The following is a 16,592-nucleotide window of genomic DNA, read 5'->3' as shown; positions in this document are numbered from 1 at the left end:
CCCGAGGTGGGGGCCGGAACGTTCGATATCAAGAACCGCCGGCACCCCGGTTCTGAAGCGCCTCGGCTGCCCGCAAGGCGTAGTAGGTGAGTATGCCGTCGCAGCCGGCGCGCTTGAAGGCGAGCAGGCTTTCCATCATCACACGCTCGCCGTCGATCCAGCCATTGGCGGCCGCAGCTTCGATCATCGCGTACTCACCCGAGACCTGATAGGCGAAGGTGGGCACCTGGAAGGTCTCCCTCACGCGCCAGCAAATGTCGAGATAGGGCAAACCGGGCTTGACCATGACCATGTCCGCGCCCTCGGCGATATCGGCTTCGGTCTCGCGCAGGGCCTCTTCGGTGTTCGCCGGATCGATGTAGTAGGTCTTCTTGTCGCCCTGCAGGACGCCAGCAGTGCCGATCGCCTCGCGATAGGGGCCGTAATAGGCGGACGCGAATTTGGTTGCATACGACATGATTGCGACATCGGCGTATCCGGCCTCGTCCAGCGCGTCGCGTATTGCGCCAACCCGGCCGTCCATCATGTCGGAGGGTGCGATGATGTCTGCGCCGGCCCGAGCCTGGCCAACGGCTGCCTCCGTGATTAGCGCGACAGACTCGTCATTCACGATGACGCCCTCCCGCAGCACGCCGTCATGACCGTGGTCAGTGAACGGATCGAGGGCCGCGTCGGTGATGATGCCGATCTCGGGAACCGCCGACTTGATGGCGCGCGTGGCGCGGTTGATCAGATTGTCGGCATCGAGACTGTGGCTTCCGGTGCGGTCGCGACGCTCCATCGGAATGTTCGGAAATGTGGCAATAGCGGGAATACCGAGCGCGGCAGCGCGGCGCGTGGCCTCCACGGCGCGGTCGACCGTGAGCCGCCGGACACCCGGCATCGCGGCAATGTCCTCCGCCGAATCGTCGCCCTCCATCAGAAAGACCGGCCAGATAAGATCACTCGCCGACAGTAGGTTCTCGCGAACAAGACGCCGCGACCATTCGGCTTTTCGCATTCGCCGAAGCCGCTTTCCGCCCGTTATTTCATCGACATCGCGCCGCATGTTCATCCTCGCACCGTTAGCCGGATCGCGTCTGACGGGTTTGCCTATCACGGGAATTCCGGTATGGCCAAGAGGGCCAATTGTGACTCCAATTCTAGACCGGACGCATCGGATCGACACGTGGTAGCGCTCAGCGGGGAAATGAAGGAAGACAGGCCCTCGCTGGTGCAGATAGCCTTTGTCTGGTTCCTCCGCGTAATGGCCGCTTTCGCGATGGCTGCAGGGCTATCCTATTGGGCGCAATTGATCGGAGTGGACAACGACCATCTGCCGAGGTTCGATCTCTTGGAACTGCACTGGCAGGTTCCCACCGTTGTACTGGCCGTCCTTCTGCCCTGTGCCGCGATGGGACTGTGGATGCTGACCACTTGGGGGATCGTGCTCTGGGGCGCATCGCTGTTCATCGAAATTGGGATGTATGGCGTCTGGGCCGAGCGGTATCTCTCCAAGCCCCAGCTCGTCGCCAGTCATGCCGTTTCGCTGGCAGTGCTCGCAGCGTTCCTGATCATCATCGTGGTACAGCGCTGGCGCCGGCGCATAAACGATTATTAACGCTGTTCCAATGCATTTCACTGTAATCAAACATTAACGATGGTGTTTAATTCGAATTTTATTCGCATTGGCTAGGTTGCCTCTCAACGGCGAAAGAAAAAACAATCGCCGACATAACAGAGAGGCAATCTAATCATGAATGCTACCAGCATGGTGGGCGCAATGCCCGCGAGTCCGTCGGCAAGTGAGGTACGCGATCTTTATCTGGAATCGCTTCAACTTGTTGAACGGCTGCACCGCCGCCTTCTTGACGTGGTCAAGGACGAATTTGACCGTGCCGGCCGCAGCGACATCAATGCGGTGCAGGCTTTGCTCCTGTTCAATATCGGCGAAAGCGTTCTGACCGCTGGCGAGTTGCGCTCGCGCGGTTACTATCTTGGGTCGAACGTCTCCTACAACCTGAAGAAGTTGGTCGATCTGGGCTTTATCGATCACAAGAAGTCGAAGTCGGACCGTCGTTCGGTTCGTGTCAGCCTAACCGAAAAGGGCAGGGAGGTCGCCGAGATCGTGGGCGAACTCTACAACAGACACATCCTGTCGATCGAAGCAGTCGGCGGCATCGGCGCCGATGAATTTCAGATTATGAACAAAGCGATGCAGCGCCTCGACCGATTCTGGAACGACACGATTCTCTATCGGCTCTGAGCATTCCGCCGGTTACAGGGTTAAAGGCGCGGATGGAAGTCCGCGCCTTTTCTGATTCCCGCTCCTTGGCGCTGCTGAATCCGGCCACCCCGAAAGCTTCGACAGCCGCGTGCATCCTCAACATGAATTGGCCATAAAGCTGTGAAAATCCCGGGGCGAGGGCGAAAGTCAGAGTAAGGGCGGCGTTCACATTCCTGGTGCTGCTTATGTGGTCGCGTAACCGTGATCATGCTTTCCGCTTTGTTAAGTTGACGGTGCTAGGTGAGAGTTCTTCAAGGCTGACCTCCGTCTTTCTGGGCTTAATTACGCAGGTGAATAATGAACAGATCCAAACAAGGCAGCCGCCGGTCTTTCCTGAAGGGCGCGGGCGCGCTGGGAGCAACACTTGCCGGTCTTTCCCAAGCCAGGGCGCAGGACACCCTGATCGAGGTACTGCGGTCACCGCGGCGCGGCAATTGGGAAGACCAGTTCGACGCGGTCGGTACGCGCGCCCCGGAGGTTCGCTCGCGCCAGCCCATTCTCAGTCCGGCGACCGTTTCCTATGTCGAGCAGGCGATAGCCACGTATCGCGGTATTGTCGCGCAGGGCGGCTGGCCGCACGTCAATCTCACCGAACGGCTGAAGGTCGGTTCCTCGACGCCGGCGGTTCGCGATCTGCGTCGCCGTCTGATCGTTTCCGGTGACCTGCCTCGCAATTCCGGCGACAGTCCGGTGTACGACACCTTCCTCGATGAGGCGGTAAAGCGTTTCCAGATGCGTCACGGCATGACTGCTGATGGCGTCATCGGGGACGTCACGCTCGCTGCGCTGAATGTGCCTGCGCCCATCCGGCTCGGTCAGTTGGAAACGAACTTGGTACGGCTCCACTCGATGTCCGGTTTCCTTGGCGACCGTTACGTGATGGTCAACATTCCCGGCGCAGAGATCGAGGCGGTGGAGAATGGGCGTGTCGCCCAGAACCACAAGGCAATTGTCGGCAAGACCGACAGGCAGACCCCGGTTCTGACATCCAACGTGCATGAGATCATTCTGAATCCCTACTGGACCGCCCCGAAATCGATCATCGAAAAGGACATCATTCCGCTGATGCGGAAGGACCCGACCTATCTTACTCGAAACAGCATTCGATTGTTCGACGGGCAGGGGCAAGAGGTTCCGCCGGAGCAGGTCGACTGGTCGACGAACGAGGCAGTCAATCTGCGGTTTCGTCAGGACCCCGGCAAGATCAATGCGATGGCTTCGACGAAGATCAATTTCCTTAATCCGCATGCGGTGTATCTGCACGATACGCCCCAACAGAGCCTGTTCGGGCAACTCTTGCGGTTTGAATCGTCAGGCTGCGTTCGCGTGCACAATGTGCGCGAACTCACCACATGGCTGCTGCGCGACACACCTGGCTGGTCGCGCAATCAGATCGAAGCGGTGATCGCGAGCGGGGAAAACACCGAGATTCCGCTGAGTACCCCGGTTCCGATCTACATGGTCTATGTCACCGCCTGGTCGACAGGTGACGGTGTTGTACACTTTCGTGACGATATTTATCGCAACGACGGCGTGGACGAACTTCAGTTGTCTTCCACCTCGCTTTGAGCCCAAGAGAGATCTAGTGAAAGAGCCGGCCTTGAGCCGGCTTTTTCTATTCGGGAGGGTCTGACGATATGCTTGTTCGCGCCATCCGGATTTCGCTGTGAGGCGATAGAAGTCTCGCCGATTCCATGATAATGCGCCGGCAATCGAGCTTCGATCAGCCTTAACTTGCCTCTTCGAAAGGAATTTTCGATGTCACACAGCAGCACGGCCGAAAGCGCGGCCTACTCGGACGCGTTCTTCACAGAGACCCTCGCGGACCGCGATCCGGAAATCTTTGACGCGATCGGCAAGGAACTCGGCCGCCAGCGCTCCGAAATCGAACTGATCGCCTCCGAGAACATCGTGTCGCGCGCGGTCCTTGAGGCGCAGGGATCGGTGATGACGAACAAATACGCCGAAGGCTATCCCGGCCGCCGCTATTATGGCGGCTGTCATTTTGTCGATATTGCCGAGGATCTCGCGATTGAGCGCGTGACCAGACTGTTCAACTGCGAATATGCCAATGTACAGCCGAACTCCGGGTCGCAGGCCAACCAGGCCGTGATGCTTGCACTAGCGAAACCGGGCGACACGATCCTTGGCATGAGTCTCGATGCCGGCGGTCACCTGACCCACGGCGCCAGGCCGAATCTGTCCGGGAAGTGGTTCAACGCGGTGCAGTATGGTCTCGACAACGCGACCGGGCTGATCGATTACGATCAGGTTGAGGAACTTGCCGTCGAGAACAGGCCGGTCATCATCATTGCCGGTGGTTCGGCCTATTCGCGGATCATCGACTTCAAGCGCTTTCGCGAGATTGCCGACAAGGTAGGGGCATTTCTGTGGGTCGACATGGCGCATTTCGCGGGCCTTGTCGCCGGGGGCCAGCACCCCAGCCCGTTCCCGCACGCGCATGTCGCGACATCGACCACCCATAAGACCCTGCGCGGCCCACGCGGCGGCATCGTTCTCACCAGTGACGAGACCATCGCCAAGAAAATCAATTCGGCCGTATTCCCCGGCCTACAGGGCGGCCCGCTGATGCACGTAATTGCGGGAAAGGCGGTCGCATTCGGCGAGGCGCTGCATCCCGAATTCCGTGGTTATATCCGGTCAGTTGCCGAGAACGCCAAGGTGCTCGCCCAAACACTGGTCGAGAACGGTCTGGAGATCGTTTCCGGCGGCACTGACACGCATCTGATGCTGGTCGATCTGCGCCCCAAGGGCGTCACCGGCAAGGCCGCCGAGCAGGCGCTTGGCCGCGCGTTCATTACCTGTAACAAGAATGGCGTTCCCGACGATCCCGAAAAACCGACGATCACCTCGGGCATCCGCCTCGGCACGCCTGCGGGGACGACACGCGGTTTTGGCCCGGCGGAGTTCCGAGAAATCGGCCGGATGATCGTGCGCGTGCTCGACGGCCTGCGTGATGCAGGGCCGGAGGGCGACAATTCCGCAGTCGAGGCGACCGTGAAAAAGGATGTGATCGCGCTGACGGATCGCTTTCCGATTTACGGATACATGGGTTAGACGCCAAGCATGCGCTGTCCGTTCTGCCAATCGCTGGACTCACAGGTGAAGGATAGCCGCCCTGCTGAGGACGGGGCGGCTATCCGCCGCCGGCGTGTCTGTCCCGACTGCGGCGGGCGGTTCACGACGTTCGAGCGCGTGCAGTTGCGCGATCTCTACGTGGTCAAGAAGAGCGGCCGGAAGGTGCCTTTCGACCGTGACAAGCTGGCACGTTCCTTCGAGATCGCTTTGCGCAAGCGCCCGATGGATCCCGAGCGCGTCGAACGGGCCGTATCCGGTATCGTCCGGCAGCTAGAAAGCACGGGCGAGCAGGAGATCGCCGCGGAAAACATCGGCACGCTGGTGATGGAAGCGTTGAAGGGCATGGACGACGTCGCCTATGTACGTTTTGCCTCGGTCTACAAGAATTTCCGCGATCCGCAGGATTTTCAGGATCTTCTTGGCGAATTGGGCGGCAATCTGCCTGCCGCCAACGAGGAAGTGATTGCGCCCGCGAAGGATTAGCCCCGTTTTGGTGTCATGACCACGACCGCTCTCGATCGCCGCCTCATGGCCGCCAACATTCGGATGTCGCGCCGTCATCTTGGCCTGACCGGCACGAATCCGTCGGTCGGAACCCTTGTCGTCAGGGACGACGGCGATGGCCCCGTCATCGTCGGCAGTGGCGTGACCGCGACCGGTGGCCGCCCCCATGCCGAGCCGCTCGCGCTGGCTGAAGCCGGAGATCGGGCCAGGGGCGCAACCGCCTACGTCACTCTAGAGCCTTGCGCACACCACGGCCGCACGCCACCCTGTGCCGAGGCACTGGTAAACGCCGGGATCGCGCGGGTGGTCGCTGCGGCCACCGATCCCGACAGCCGGGTGTCGGGGCGGGGATACGAGATGCTGCGCGCTGCCGGTATCGAGGTCGAGCAGGATGTAATGGCGGAAGAGGCAAAAGGCGTTCTTTCCGGCTATTTGACTCGATCTGCAGAGAAACGCTGTGAAGTGACCGTCAAACTGGCGGTTTCCGCCGACGGCATGATCGGCCGTGACGCTGCCGGACAGGTGCCGATCACCGGCGACGCAGCCCGTGCGCAAAGCCACCTCCTGCGTGCCGAGCATGACGCCATTCTGGTCGGCATCGGTACCGCGCTGGCGGACAATCCGGAGTTGACCTGCCGCCTTCCGGGGCTCAGCGCAAGGTCGCCGCTGCGTATCATTCTTGACCGAACCGCGCGGCTGCCGCTGGGTTCGCGGCTGGTCCATTCCGTCGGCGATGCGCCGCTCGCGATCGGCACCGCGCACCCGGCATCCGAACGGGCACAGGCGCTGGAGGGCGCAGGCGTCCGGCTTATCGCTTGCGAGGAGCACGAAGGCCGCGTCGCCTTGCCCGAACTTCTGGACGACCTGGCGGCTCAGGGCGTGATGAGGTTGCTGGTGGAAGGCGGCGCGAAGGTGGCACGGTCGTTTCTTGCGGAAGGTCTCGCCGATCGCATCGTGCTTTTCGAAAGCGACGTGGTCGTCGGTGCGAACGGCATCGCCGCGCCGTTCACCCGCGCAACGATCCCAGGCGAATACACCGCTTCGGGCGAATGGCGCTTTGGCGCCGACCGGTGCCACGAATTCCTCCGGAGCAAATGATGTTCACCGGCATCGTGACCGACATCGGGCAGATCGTGGAGATATCCGAACGCGATCAGGGGCGGCGCTTCCGCATCGAGACGCTTTACGATCCTGCGTCCATTGACATAGGCGCGTCGATTTCCTGCTCCGGCATCTGTCTGACCGTCACAGGGAAGGCTGAACAAGGCGCCAACCGGCGATGGTTCGAGGTCGAAGCCTGGGAGGAGGCGTTGCGGCTGACGACTGCGGCCGCATGGACGAAAGGCACCCGCGTCAATCTTGAACGCGCCATGAGGGCAGGAGACGAATTCGGCGGGCACATGGTCTCGGGGCACATTGACGGCAAGGCACTGATCGTCGCGCGAACGGCCGAAGGCGAGGCGATCCGCTTCCGGTTGCGGGCGCCTGAGGCGCTCGCGCGCTATATCGCGCCCAAAGGGTCGGTCGCACTCGATGGCGTATCGCTCACGGTTAACACCGTGGAGGGTGACGAGTTCGACGTTCTGCTGATCCGCCATTCGCTTGAGGTCACGCTATGGAAGGAGCGCGTTGCCGGAGAGGAGGTCAATCTCGAGATCGACCAGATGGCGCGCTATGTCGAGAGATATGTGAAGCGCCTTGCGGAGCATGGCAAAGAGGCGTAGGCCACCGCCCGACCACGATACTTCTCCGGAGATGCCAAACATGGCAGGCGACCAACCGCATTTGCTGATTGTCGAAGCGCGTTTTTATGACGGCCTGTCCGACGCCCTTCTGGAAGGCGCGAAAGCGGCGCTCGAGGAGGGCGGAGCGACCTGCGATGTCGTCACAGTGCCGGGGGCGCTGGAAATTCCGGCAGCCATTGCCTGGGCGCGGAAGGGAGAGGTCGCTTATGACGGCTATATCGCGCTCGGTACCGTGATCCGTGGCGAGACGTACCACTTCGAAATCGTCGCCAACGAGTCGAGCCGCGCGCTGACAGACTTGTCCGTCAACGAGGGGATCGCGGTCGGAAACGGCATCCTGACAGTAGAAAACAAGGATCAGGCCTGGGAACGCGCACGCGTCACCGAGTTGGACAAGGGCGGCTTTGCCGCCCGCGCCGCCTTGGTGATGATCGCGCTGCGAAAGAAATTTGGCGCCAATGACTGATGCGCAAAAAAGCAAGCCGCCGGCCAGAGCGCGTGATGGCGGGCCCAAAGCGGCGAACAAGCGCGGCGCAGCACGGCTCGCCGCGGTCCAGGCGCTCTATCAGATGGACGTATCGGGCGGGGGCGTTCTCGAGACGGCTGCAGAATACGAGACCTTCCGCCTTGGCAAGGAACTCGATGGCGAGCAGTACCGAGAGGCCGACGCCTCGTGGTTCCGTTCGATTCTCGGGGGTGTGGTGAGTCAACAGAGGACGCTCGACCCGATTGTTCGCCAAGCGCTCACCGACGATTGGCCGCTTTCGCGTCTCGATTCGACATTGCGTGCGATCTTGCGCGCCGGAGCCTTTGAACTGACCCGTACCAAAGATCTGCCAACCGCCGTCGTGATCTCCGAATATGTCGATATCGCCCGTGCATTCTACGACGATGGCGAGGAGCCGCGTCTGGTGAACGCCGTGCTGGACCGTGTGGCGCGCGACATCCAGAAAAAGACAAAAAAGGATCTTTGACCTCATGAAAGCCGATGCCACGGCAGAAGCAGCGGTTGCCAAACGCGCCGCGCTGACCCTCGCCGTGGCGCAGGCGATCGTCGGCTCCGCGGCGCCGATCGCGATCTCGGTCGGCGGTCTCGCCGGACATTATCTGCTAGCCGCCGACAAGTCTCTGGCTACGGCGCCTGTCACGGGCTTCAACGTCGGCGTCGCGCTGGGCGCACTGCCCGCCGCGATGCTCATGCGCGCGGTCGGCCGCCGCGCCGGTTTCATGTCAGGTGCGCTGGTCACGGCGCTCGGCGGCACGATTGCGGCGGCTGCGATCTTCATGGCGAATTTCTGGCTGTTTGCCGCAGGACTGCTGATCGTGGGCGTCGGCGGCTCCTTCGTTCAGCAATACCGCTTCGCCGCTGCTGACAATGCGCCGCTGCATTTCCGCCCGAAGGCGATTTCATGGGTGCTCGGAGGCGGTGTCTTTGCGGCAATTATAGGTCCGCAGGCCGTCGTGTGGACGCGTGACCTGTTCGCGCCTGTGATGTTCGCCGGAGCGTTCGTCTCGATGGTCGCTCTCGGCTTGCTTGGCATGATCGTGCTGTCGACACTCAAGATCGGACGCGATGTTCCGGGGGCGACGGTGCCCACCGGACAACCGCCGCGCCCGCTGAGCGAAATCCTGGTGCAGCCGCGCTTTCTGGTGGCGTTTGCATGTGCGGTTGGCTCCTACGCTCTGATGAGCTTCGTCATGACCGGCGCTCCGCTGGCCATGGTGGACTGCGGCTTTACCACTGACGAGGCGGCGATAGGTATCTCATTCCATGTTATGGCAATGTTCGCCCCAAGCTTCGTGACGGGCCGTCTGATCGCCCGGTTCGGCAAGGAACGGATCATTGCTGCCGGGCTCCTGCTTCTGGTCGCCTGCGCGGCGGTCGCGCTTTCGGGTATCGCTCTCTGGCAGTTCTGGTTCGCGCTCGTTCTGCTCGGCATCGGGTGGAACTTCGGCTTCATCGGTTCGACCGCTATGCTGACGGACGCCTACCGGCCGAGCGAGAAGAACAAGGTGCAGGGACTGCATGACTTCCTGCTGTTTTCGACGGTCGCTTTCGCGTCCCTGATGTCAGGTTTCACGCTCAATGCGTTTGGCTGGAACATGCTCAACTGGGTCGTCTTTCCGGTTGTGGCTTTCTGTCTTCTCCTGCTCGGACTTCTTGTTCTGGGTTCGCGAAATCGCGAGGTTGCACAACCAGGCGAATAGAATTGCCTCTGGACCGTACGGAAGTCTGCTTGACGTTGACTTGCGGCTTAAACTACCAATGCGCCGATCCGGCTGCGCTTTCGCGAATCCGGTGACGTCCAGATGGGCCTGGGAGGGGTTTTCGGGTCTGCTCAATTAAAGGATTTTGGCATGGTACTTCTTGCTGTCATCGCCTGCGGCCTGCTTTCGATCGTCTATGCGATCTGGGCGACGCAGTCGGTCCTGGCCGCTGACCAAGGCAATGCGCGGATGCAGGAGATCGCAGGGGCGATCCGCGAAGGCGCACAGGCATATCTCAACCGCCAGTACACGACGATCGCCATTGTGGGCGTTGTGGTGTTCGCCGGCACATGGCTCTTGCTGACGGGTGTCGCCGCAGTTGGCTTCCTGATCGGCGCCGTGCTCTCGGGCCTGGCCGGTTACATCGGAATGTACGTTTCGGTTCGCGCGAACATCCGCACCGCGCAAGCGGCCTCGCACAGCCTCGCTGCGGGCCTCGAGATCGCGTTCAAGTCAGGCGCGATCACTGGCATGCTGGTTGCCGGCCTCGCGCTGCTCGGCGTCTCGATCTACTATTACGTCCTGACCGGTCCGATGGGCATGGTGCCGGATGATCGCACGGTCATCGATGCGCTCGTCGCGCTTGGCTTCGGCGCATCGCTTATCTCGATCTTCGCACGTCTCGGCGGTGGCATCTTCACCAAGGGTGCGGACGTTGGCGGCGACCTCGTCGGAAAGGTCGAGGCCGGCATTCCGGAAGACGATCCGCGCAACCCGGCAACGATTGCCGACAACGTCGGCGACAACGTTGGCGACTGCGCAGGCATGGCCGCCGACCTGTTCGAGACCTACGCCGTGACTGTCGTCGCGACGATGGTTCTCGCGGCGATCTTCTTCACCGGAACAGACGTGCTTGCCTCGGTAATGCTTTATCCGCTTGCCATCGGCGCAGCTTGCCTGGTCACCTCGATCGCCGGCACCTTCTTCGTCAAGCTGGGCACCAACGGGTCGATCATGGGCGCCCTTTACAAGGGGCTGATCGCGACCGGCGTTCTGTCGATCATCGGCCTCGGTGCCGCGACCTCCCTGACAATCGGCTGGGATGCCGTCGGAGAAGTGGCGGGACGGACGATCACCGGCTGGAACCTGTTCCTGTGCGGTATCGTCGGACTGATCGTCACCGGCCTGATCGTGATCATCACCGAGTACTACACCGGCACTAACAAGCGCCCGGTCAACTCGATCAGCCAGGCATCGGTGACCGGCCACGGCACCAATGTTATCCAGGGTCTCGCGATATCGCTGGAGTCGACTGCTCTTCCGGCGATCGTCATCGTCGGCGGCATCATCGGCACCTACCAACTCGCCGGCCTGTTCGGCACGGGTATCGCGGTGACAGCAATGCTCGGTCTCGCCGGAATGATCGTGGCTCTCGACGCCTTCGGCCCGGTCACGGACAATGCCGGCGGCATCGCCGAGATGGCCGGCCTTGACCCGGAAGTGCGCAAGTCCACCGACGCGCTTGACGCCGTCGGCAACACCACCAAGGCAGTCACCAAAGGGTACGCGATCGGTTCTGCCGGTCTCGGCGCGCTGGTGCTGTTCGCGGCCTATTCGAACGACCTGGAGTTCTTTGCCGCCAACGCCGACCGGTTCCCGTATTTCAGTGACATGGGTGACATCTCGTTTGCGCTTTCGAACCCTTACGTGGTGGCGGGCCTGATCTTTGGCGGTCTGATCCCGTATCTGTTCGGCGGCATGGCGATGACCGCGGTCGGACGCGCCGGTGGCTCCGTCGTCGAGGAAGTGCGCAGGCAATTCCGCGAGAAGCCGGGCATCATGGAAGGCAAGGACCGGCCGGATTACGCCCGTGCAGTTGACATGCTGACCCGAGCGGCGATCAAGGAAATGATCGTTCCGTCATTATTGCCGGTTCTGGCGCCGCTCGTCGTCTATTTCGGCGTGTTGCTGCTTTCCGGGTCCAAGGCCTCAGCCTTTGCCGCCGTTGGCGCGATGCTGCTGGGCGTGATCGTCAACGGCCTTTTCGTGGCAGTCTCGATGACATCCGGCGGCGGCGCTTGGGATAACGCCAAGAAGTCGTTCGAGGACGGTTTTATCGACAAGGACGGCGTGAAACACGAAAAGGGTTCGGAAGCCCACAAGGCCTCCGTGACCGGCGACACGGTCGGCGATCCGTACAAGGACACGGCCGGTCCGGCGGTGAACCCGGCGATCAAGATCACCAACATCGTGGCCCTCTTGCTGCTGGCCATCCTGGCGCACTAAGCCACGTCCATCACGCGACAAAAAAACCGGCGGTGGTTGCCCAGCGCCGGTTTTTGTTTACCTGAGAAAGGTTCAGAGCCCGCCGCCGCGGCGTTTGAGGACACTTTCGGCGCTTGGCCCGCCGATGGTGCCGGAGAGGATTTGCGCCAGGAATGTCTGGTCGGTGCCGCCGGTCGGCGTCGTGCGCGAGATGAAGTCGAACACCCGCCCATCCTGCAGTCCGTAGTTGGCTATCCGTTCCACCGTCGCATCCTCGTTGAAATAGACGGCGAGGACGCGCTGGTCTACCAGCCTTGACTTGAGGAAGGCCGCATTGCGCTTGCGCGTCTGAGAGATGTAATAGAACACCTCGTTGTCGAAGGTCTCCCGGGTCGTCGGCGTGCCCAGGGTGAGCAGGACCTGCTCGCGGCTCGATCCTGGCGGAACGAGCTCCAGCGATTGCTCGTCGATCACGTATCCGTGCTTGAAGGTCTCGGATGTGTCGAGGAAGCCGGCCGACGTGCATCCGGAAAGTGCGGTTGCTCCCAGTGCCGCGGCGATTGACAGGGTGATCGCCGGACGCGCCGTTTTGTTGATTTTCTTTTGCGTCACCATCATCTCCGTGATTGAAGGCCCGGGGAACCGAAGTCGACGGGTTCGGTATCCTGACTTGCGTTCGGTTGCAAGATCGCAGCCGAGCCCCCAACCCGTAACGAAGATGCGTTTGCAGATGATTATGTCACTCTTTCGGCGCGGACCGAAAAACGTCAACATGCGAATCGTCGATGCGATCTATGCGCGGATTGTCGCCGCCGCCCGCCAGCCAGTGTTCTATCGCGACTGGGGCATTCCCGACACGCCGCTCGGCCGTTACGAGTGCATCGCGTTACACATGATTTTGTTTCTCCACCGTACACGCGCCTCATCGCAGCCGGCCGAGGCGCTTGCGCAGGATGTTCTCGATGAGTTTTTCAAGGACGTCGATCACTCGATCCGGGAATTGGGCGTCGGCGATCAGTCGGTGCCAAAGCGAATGAAAGGGCTCGCCCGGATGTTTTACGGTCGCATGGGACCCTACTGGTCAGCGCTCGACGAAGGCGATGGCGCGGCGCTGGCGGATGCGGTCTCGCGCAATATCGCGCCGGATAGTCCGGCGGCTTTGAAGTCCTCCGAGATCGCCGACTACATGATCCGATCGGCGGCAACGCTGGCCGGAGTGTCCGATGAAGTTCTCCTTGCCGGCGCTATCCTGTTCCCGGAGGTGGTATGATAAGTTCGCCGACGCACCGGGAAAGCCCGATCTCGCGTCCGATCACGGTCTCCGTGCTACCGGCCAGCGGCTTCAATCTTACGATAGATGCGGACGAAAGCGAGCGGGCTGCGCTAGCCGCAGCCCACGATCTGGTCGCCGTGCACCGGTTTCACACCGACCTGGAAATCAAGCGCTGGCGCAAGGACGGCGTGCGTCTGCGCGGCAGGATCCAGGCGAATGTCGAGCAGACGTGCGTGGTCACGCTGGAGCCGCTGGAAAGCGTTATCGATGCGGAATTCGATGCGGTCTTCCTGCCGGAAGGATCGAAACTCCGACGCCCGCTCGATTCCGACGGGGCCCTGCTTATCGATCCCAACGGGCCGGATGCGCCTGAAACGTTCGAACACGGAATCCTCGACGCGGGCGCGGTGGCGGAGGAGTTCTTCGAACTTGAAATCGATCCCTTCCCGCGTACTCCCGGTGCCGAACTGCCTGAAGCCGGCGATCCGGCCGGCGAGGGGAGCGACACGGGCGAAAATCCGTTCGCAGGGCTGCGCGCGCTTAAGAATAAGCTGTGAAGGGCAAAACGCTCCCGGAAATAAGGTGTTGAGGCCGATGCCAAAAAAGTTATGGTCGGCGCGCCGCGACCGCACCCCGGTGCGCAAATGACGGAAAAGAACAATAACGGGATCGGGCACGAGTGATAACGGTATCCATTGATGCTATGGGCGGCGACCACGGACCGGCCGTGATCGTGCCCGGCGCCGCAAAATCGCTCGAGCGTCATCCCGAACTGCGCTTCATCTTCTTCGGTCAGGAGGACAAGGTCGTTCCCATTCTGGAGCGCCATCCCCGGTTGAACGACGCTTCGAAGTTTGTCCATTGCGATGTCTCCGTGCGCATGGATGACAAGCCGAGCCAGGCCCTGCGGCAGGGCCGCTGGAAATCGTCGATGTGGAAGGCGATCGAAGCGGTCAAGAGCGGGGAGGCGGATGTATGCGTATCGGCGGGCAATACTGGCGCCCTGATGGCGATGTCGAAATTCTGCCTGCGGACCATGGCCGATATCGAGCGCCCGGCGATCGCTGCGATCTGGCCAACGCTGCGCGGCGAGAGCATCGTCCTCGATGTCGGCGCGACGATCGGGGCCGACGCTCAGCAACTGGTCGATTTTTCCGTCATGGGCGCGGCGATGGCGCGCGCGCTGATCGAGGTCAAACAACCTACGGTCGGTCTGCTCAATGTGGGCGTTGAGGAAATCAAGGGGCAGGAGGAGGTCCGGGAGGCTGGGCGGTTGCTGCGCCAGTCGAACCTTACCACGCTGGACTATCACGGTTTCGTCGAAGGCGACGATCTCGGGCAGGGTACGGTGGACGTTGTGGTGGCTGAAGGATTTTCCGGCAACATAGCCCTGAAAACGGCCGAGGGCACCGCCAAGCAGATCGCCGAATATCTGCGCGCCGCGATGGGCCGGACAATGATGGCGCGGCTTGGCTATCTTCTGGCGCGCGGCGCATTCAGCCAGCTGCGCGACAAAATGGATCCGCGCAAGGTCAACGGCGGTGTGTTTCTGGGACTGAACGGTATCGTCATCAAGAGCCACGGTGGCACTGACGCGGAGGGTTTCGCCGCCGCCATCGATGTCGGCTACGACATGGTGAGAAACCAGCTTCTGGTGAAGATCGAGACCGATCTCAAATACTTTCATGGCCGGCGGGCCAACGGCAAGGAGCCCGCCCTGGAAGTCAGCGAACAGTCAGGATAGTTCTGAAATGATCAGATCAGCCGTCACAGGCATCGGACGCGCATTGCCTGAGCGCGTCATGGTCAACAAGGAATTCGAGGAGCTCGTCGCGACATCCGACGAATGGATCGTTCAGCGGACGGGCATCAAGCAGCGTCATATCGCCGGTGATGGCGAGACGACGGCTTCGCTAGGCGAGGAGGCGGCGCGTAACGCGCTGAAGAGCGCCGGACGGACGCCCGCGGATATCGACATGATCATCCTTGCGACATCGACTCCAGACAACACGTTTCCGGCGACGGCTGTGAATATCCAGAACCGTCTCGGAATGACACATGGTGCAGCGTTCGACGTGCAGGCTGTCTGCACCGGATTCATCTATGCCCTGACCACTGCCGACCTCTATATCCGAGGTGGCATGGCGCGCCGGATTCTGGTTATCGGCGCCGAAACCTTCTCGCGTCTCCTCGATTGGGAGGATCGCACCACATGCGTTCTGTTCGGCGATGGTGCCGGCGCGGTCGTGCTCGAGGCGGCAGAGGGCGTCGGCCTGACTTCAGACACCGGCATCCTTGCTGCAAAGCTTCGTTCTGACGGGGCGCATTGCGACAAGCTTTATGTCGATGGCGGGCCGTCGACCACCGGAACCGTGGGCCATTTGCGCATGCAGGGCCGGGAGGTCTTCAAGCACGCCGTGGGAATGATCACCGATGTGATCGAGGATTCCTTTTCTATGGCCGGCATCACTTCGGACCAGATCGACTGGTTCGTGCCGCACCAGGCCAATCGGCGGATCATCGACGCTTCGGCCAGAAAACTCGGCATATCCGAGGACAAGGTCGTCGTCACGGTGGACCAGCACGGCAACACCTCGGCGGCATCCGTTCCGCTGGCTCTTTCAGTGGCGGCCGGGGATGGACGCATCAAGAAGGGTGACCTTGTGCTGCTCGAAGCGATGGGGGGCGGTTTCACCTGGGGGGCGGTGCTTCTGCGCTGGTAAGAATTTGCAAAGGCTCCTTTCGGAAGTTTGCTTGACCCCTGCTTGGTCAGACGTTAGCCTTTCCGGTGTCTTATCAGTGCGTTGAGGGAAGCCGGATCAGATGGGAGGCAAAACGCTTACGCGCGCGGATTTGGCAGAAGCGGTCTATCGCAAAGTGGGGCTTTCCCGTAGCGAATCGGCAGTGCTCGTCGAGATGATCATCGACGAGATTTGCGAGGCAGTGGTGCGCGGAGAGTCCGTGAAACTCTCGTCTTTCGCGACATTTCAGGTGCGTGACAAGGCCGAGCGAATTGGCCGCAATCCGAAGACCGGCGAGGAAGTGCCGATCTCTCCACGCCGAGTTATGACTTTCAAAGCATCGAACGTTCTAAAGCAGAAAATCGCTGATGCCCATCTAGATCGGCTCGGAAATTCGCACGATCAGCCCGACGATGAGTAAAGTCTCCGCCGTGGCCGGGAGATGCTTTCGGCGCTGATGGCCGTTTGCGTGCTTGGCGGCAGGCGGCGCG

Annotated in this window: 18 protein-coding genes; 16 read left to right on the top strand and 2 right to left on the bottom strand. The window is 61.3% G+C overall.

Going from position 1 to position 16,592, the window contains the following annotated elements:
- Window positions 1-28: 28 nt before the first annotated feature.
- Window positions 29-1,054, bottom strand: a complete 1,026-nt coding sequence (gene hemB / locus LC298_RS05435; protein ID WP_131568831.1) for a porphobilinogen synthase — start codon at window positions 1,052-1,054, stop codon at window positions 29-31.
- A 114-nt stretch (window positions 1,055-1,168) separates the two neighbouring features.
- Here hemB and LC298_RS05430 point away from each other — a divergent pair, with 114 nt between their 5' ends.
- The 11 genes from LC298_RS05430 to LC298_RS05380 all read left to right on the top strand — a co-directional run bounded on the left by LC298_RS05430 (window position 1,169) and on the right by LC298_RS05380 (window position 12,108).
- Window positions 1,169-1,600 carry a DUF6163 family protein gene (locus LC298_RS05430; protein ID WP_131568356.1) on the top strand — a complete coding sequence of 144 codons (432 nt, stop codon included), beginning with the start codon at window positions 1,169-1,171 and terminating at the stop codon, window positions 1,598-1,600.
- A 135-nt stretch (window positions 1,601-1,735) separates the two neighbouring features.
- On the top strand, window positions 1,736-2,245 hold the full coding sequence (gene ldtR, locus LC298_RS05425) for a transcriptional regulator LdtR (RefSeq protein ID WP_428977547.1): 510 nt from the start codon (window positions 1,736-1,738) through the stop codon (window positions 2,243-2,245).
- Window positions 2,246-2,563: 318 nt separating this feature from the next.
- The gene (locus tag LC298_RS05420; protein ID WP_131568357.1) at window positions 2,564-3,835 is read left to right on the top strand and encodes a L,D-transpeptidase family protein; all 1,272 of its coding nucleotides are present in this window, start codon (window positions 2,564-2,566) and stop codon (window positions 3,833-3,835) included.
- A gap of 189 nt (window positions 3,836-4,024) precedes the next feature.
- On the top strand, window positions 4,025-5,344 hold the full coding sequence (gene glyA / locus LC298_RS05415; RefSeq protein ID WP_131568358.1) for a serine hydroxymethyltransferase: 1,320 nt from the start codon (window positions 4,025-4,027) through the stop codon (window positions 5,342-5,344).
- Between the two features lie 9 nt (window positions 5,345-5,353).
- Window positions 5,354-5,848, top strand: coding sequence for a transcriptional regulator NrdR (gene nrdR / locus LC298_RS05410; protein WP_131568359.1), 495 nt, complete (start codon window positions 5,354-5,356; stop codon window positions 5,846-5,848).
- A gap of 15 nt (window positions 5,849-5,863) precedes the next feature.
- Complete coding sequence (ribD, locus tag LC298_RS05405; protein WP_131568360.1) at window positions 5,864-6,967, top strand: bifunctional diaminohydroxyphosphoribosylaminopyrimidine deaminase/5-amino-6-(5-phosphoribosylamino)uracil reductase RibD; 1,104 nt, start codon at window positions 5,864-5,866, stop codon at window positions 6,965-6,967.
- Window positions 6,964-7,593, top strand: coding sequence for a riboflavin synthase (locus LC298_RS05400; RefSeq protein ID WP_199223256.1), 630 nt, complete (start codon window positions 6,964-6,966; stop codon window positions 7,591-7,593). Before ribD ends, LC298_RS05400 begins: the two co-directional genes overlap by 4 nt.
- Before the next feature lie 40 nt (window positions 7,594-7,633).
- The gene (gene ribH / locus LC298_RS05395; RefSeq protein ID WP_223385558.1) at window positions 7,634-8,080 is read left to right on the top strand and encodes a 6,7-dimethyl-8-ribityllumazine synthase; all 447 of its coding nucleotides are present in this window, start codon (window positions 7,634-7,636) and stop codon (window positions 8,078-8,080) included.
- Window positions 8,073-8,588, top strand: a complete 516-nt coding sequence (gene nusB, locus LC298_RS05390) for a transcription antitermination factor NusB (protein ID WP_131568365.1) — start codon at window positions 8,073-8,075, stop codon at window positions 8,586-8,588. Before ribH ends, nusB begins: the two co-directional genes overlap by 8 nt.
- Before the next feature lie 4 nt (window positions 8,589-8,592).
- Entirely contained in the window at window positions 8,593-9,822 is a 1,230-nt protein-coding gene (locus LC298_RS05385) for an MFS transporter (RefSeq protein ID WP_131568367.1), read from the top strand.
- A gap of 150 nt (window positions 9,823-9,972) precedes the next feature.
- The gene (locus tag LC298_RS05380) at window positions 9,973-12,108 is read left to right on the top strand and encodes a sodium-translocating pyrophosphatase (RefSeq protein ID WP_131568369.1); all 2,136 of its coding nucleotides are present in this window, start codon (window positions 9,973-9,975) and stop codon (window positions 12,106-12,108) included.
- Window positions 12,109-12,180: 72 nt separating this feature from the next.
- Here LC298_RS05380 and LC298_RS05375 read toward each other — a convergent pair whose 3' ends face one another.
- Window positions 12,181-12,705, bottom strand: a complete 525-nt coding sequence (locus LC298_RS05375; RefSeq protein ID WP_131568371.1) for an outer membrane protein assembly factor BamE — start codon at window positions 12,703-12,705, stop codon at window positions 12,181-12,183.
- Between the two features lie 112 nt (window positions 12,706-12,817).
- Between LC298_RS05375 and LC298_RS05370 the strand changes: the two genes are divergently transcribed.
- From LC298_RS05370 to LC298_RS05350, 5 genes are all read left to right on the top strand, one after another.
- Entirely contained in the window at window positions 12,818-13,357 is a 540-nt protein-coding gene (locus LC298_RS05370; RefSeq protein ID WP_131568373.1) for a ubiquinol-cytochrome C chaperone family protein, read from the top strand.
- Window positions 13,354-13,917: a YceD family protein gene (locus tag LC298_RS05365; protein ID WP_131568375.1), complete on the top strand. Its 564-nt coding sequence runs from the start codon at window positions 13,354-13,356 to the stop codon at window positions 13,915-13,917. Before LC298_RS05370 ends, LC298_RS05365 begins: the two co-directional genes overlap by 4 nt.
- A gap of 122 nt (window positions 13,918-14,039) precedes the next feature.
- Window positions 14,040-15,104, top strand: coding sequence for a phosphate acyltransferase PlsX (plsX, locus tag LC298_RS05360; RefSeq protein WP_131568377.1), 1,065 nt, complete (start codon window positions 14,040-14,042; stop codon window positions 15,102-15,104).
- Between the two features lie 7 nt (window positions 15,105-15,111).
- The gene (locus tag LC298_RS05355; protein ID WP_131568379.1) at window positions 15,112-16,083 is read left to right on the top strand and encodes a beta-ketoacyl-ACP synthase III; all 972 of its coding nucleotides are present in this window, start codon (window positions 15,112-15,114) and stop codon (window positions 16,081-16,083) included.
- Between the two features lie 100 nt (window positions 16,084-16,183).
- Window positions 16,184-16,522, top strand: a complete 339-nt coding sequence (locus LC298_RS05350) for an integration host factor subunit alpha (protein WP_131568381.1) — start codon at window positions 16,184-16,186, stop codon at window positions 16,520-16,522.
- Window positions 16,523-16,592 lie beyond the last annotated feature (70 nt).

The organism is Oricola cellulosilytica (assembly GCF_019966575.1).
Lineage (GTDB): Bacteria > Pseudomonadota > Alphaproteobacteria > Rhizobiales > Rhizobiaceae > Oricola > Oricola cellulosilytica.
The sequence above is the reverse complement of the archived record's forward strand: the minus strand, read 5'-3'. Positions and strand labels throughout refer to the sequence as shown.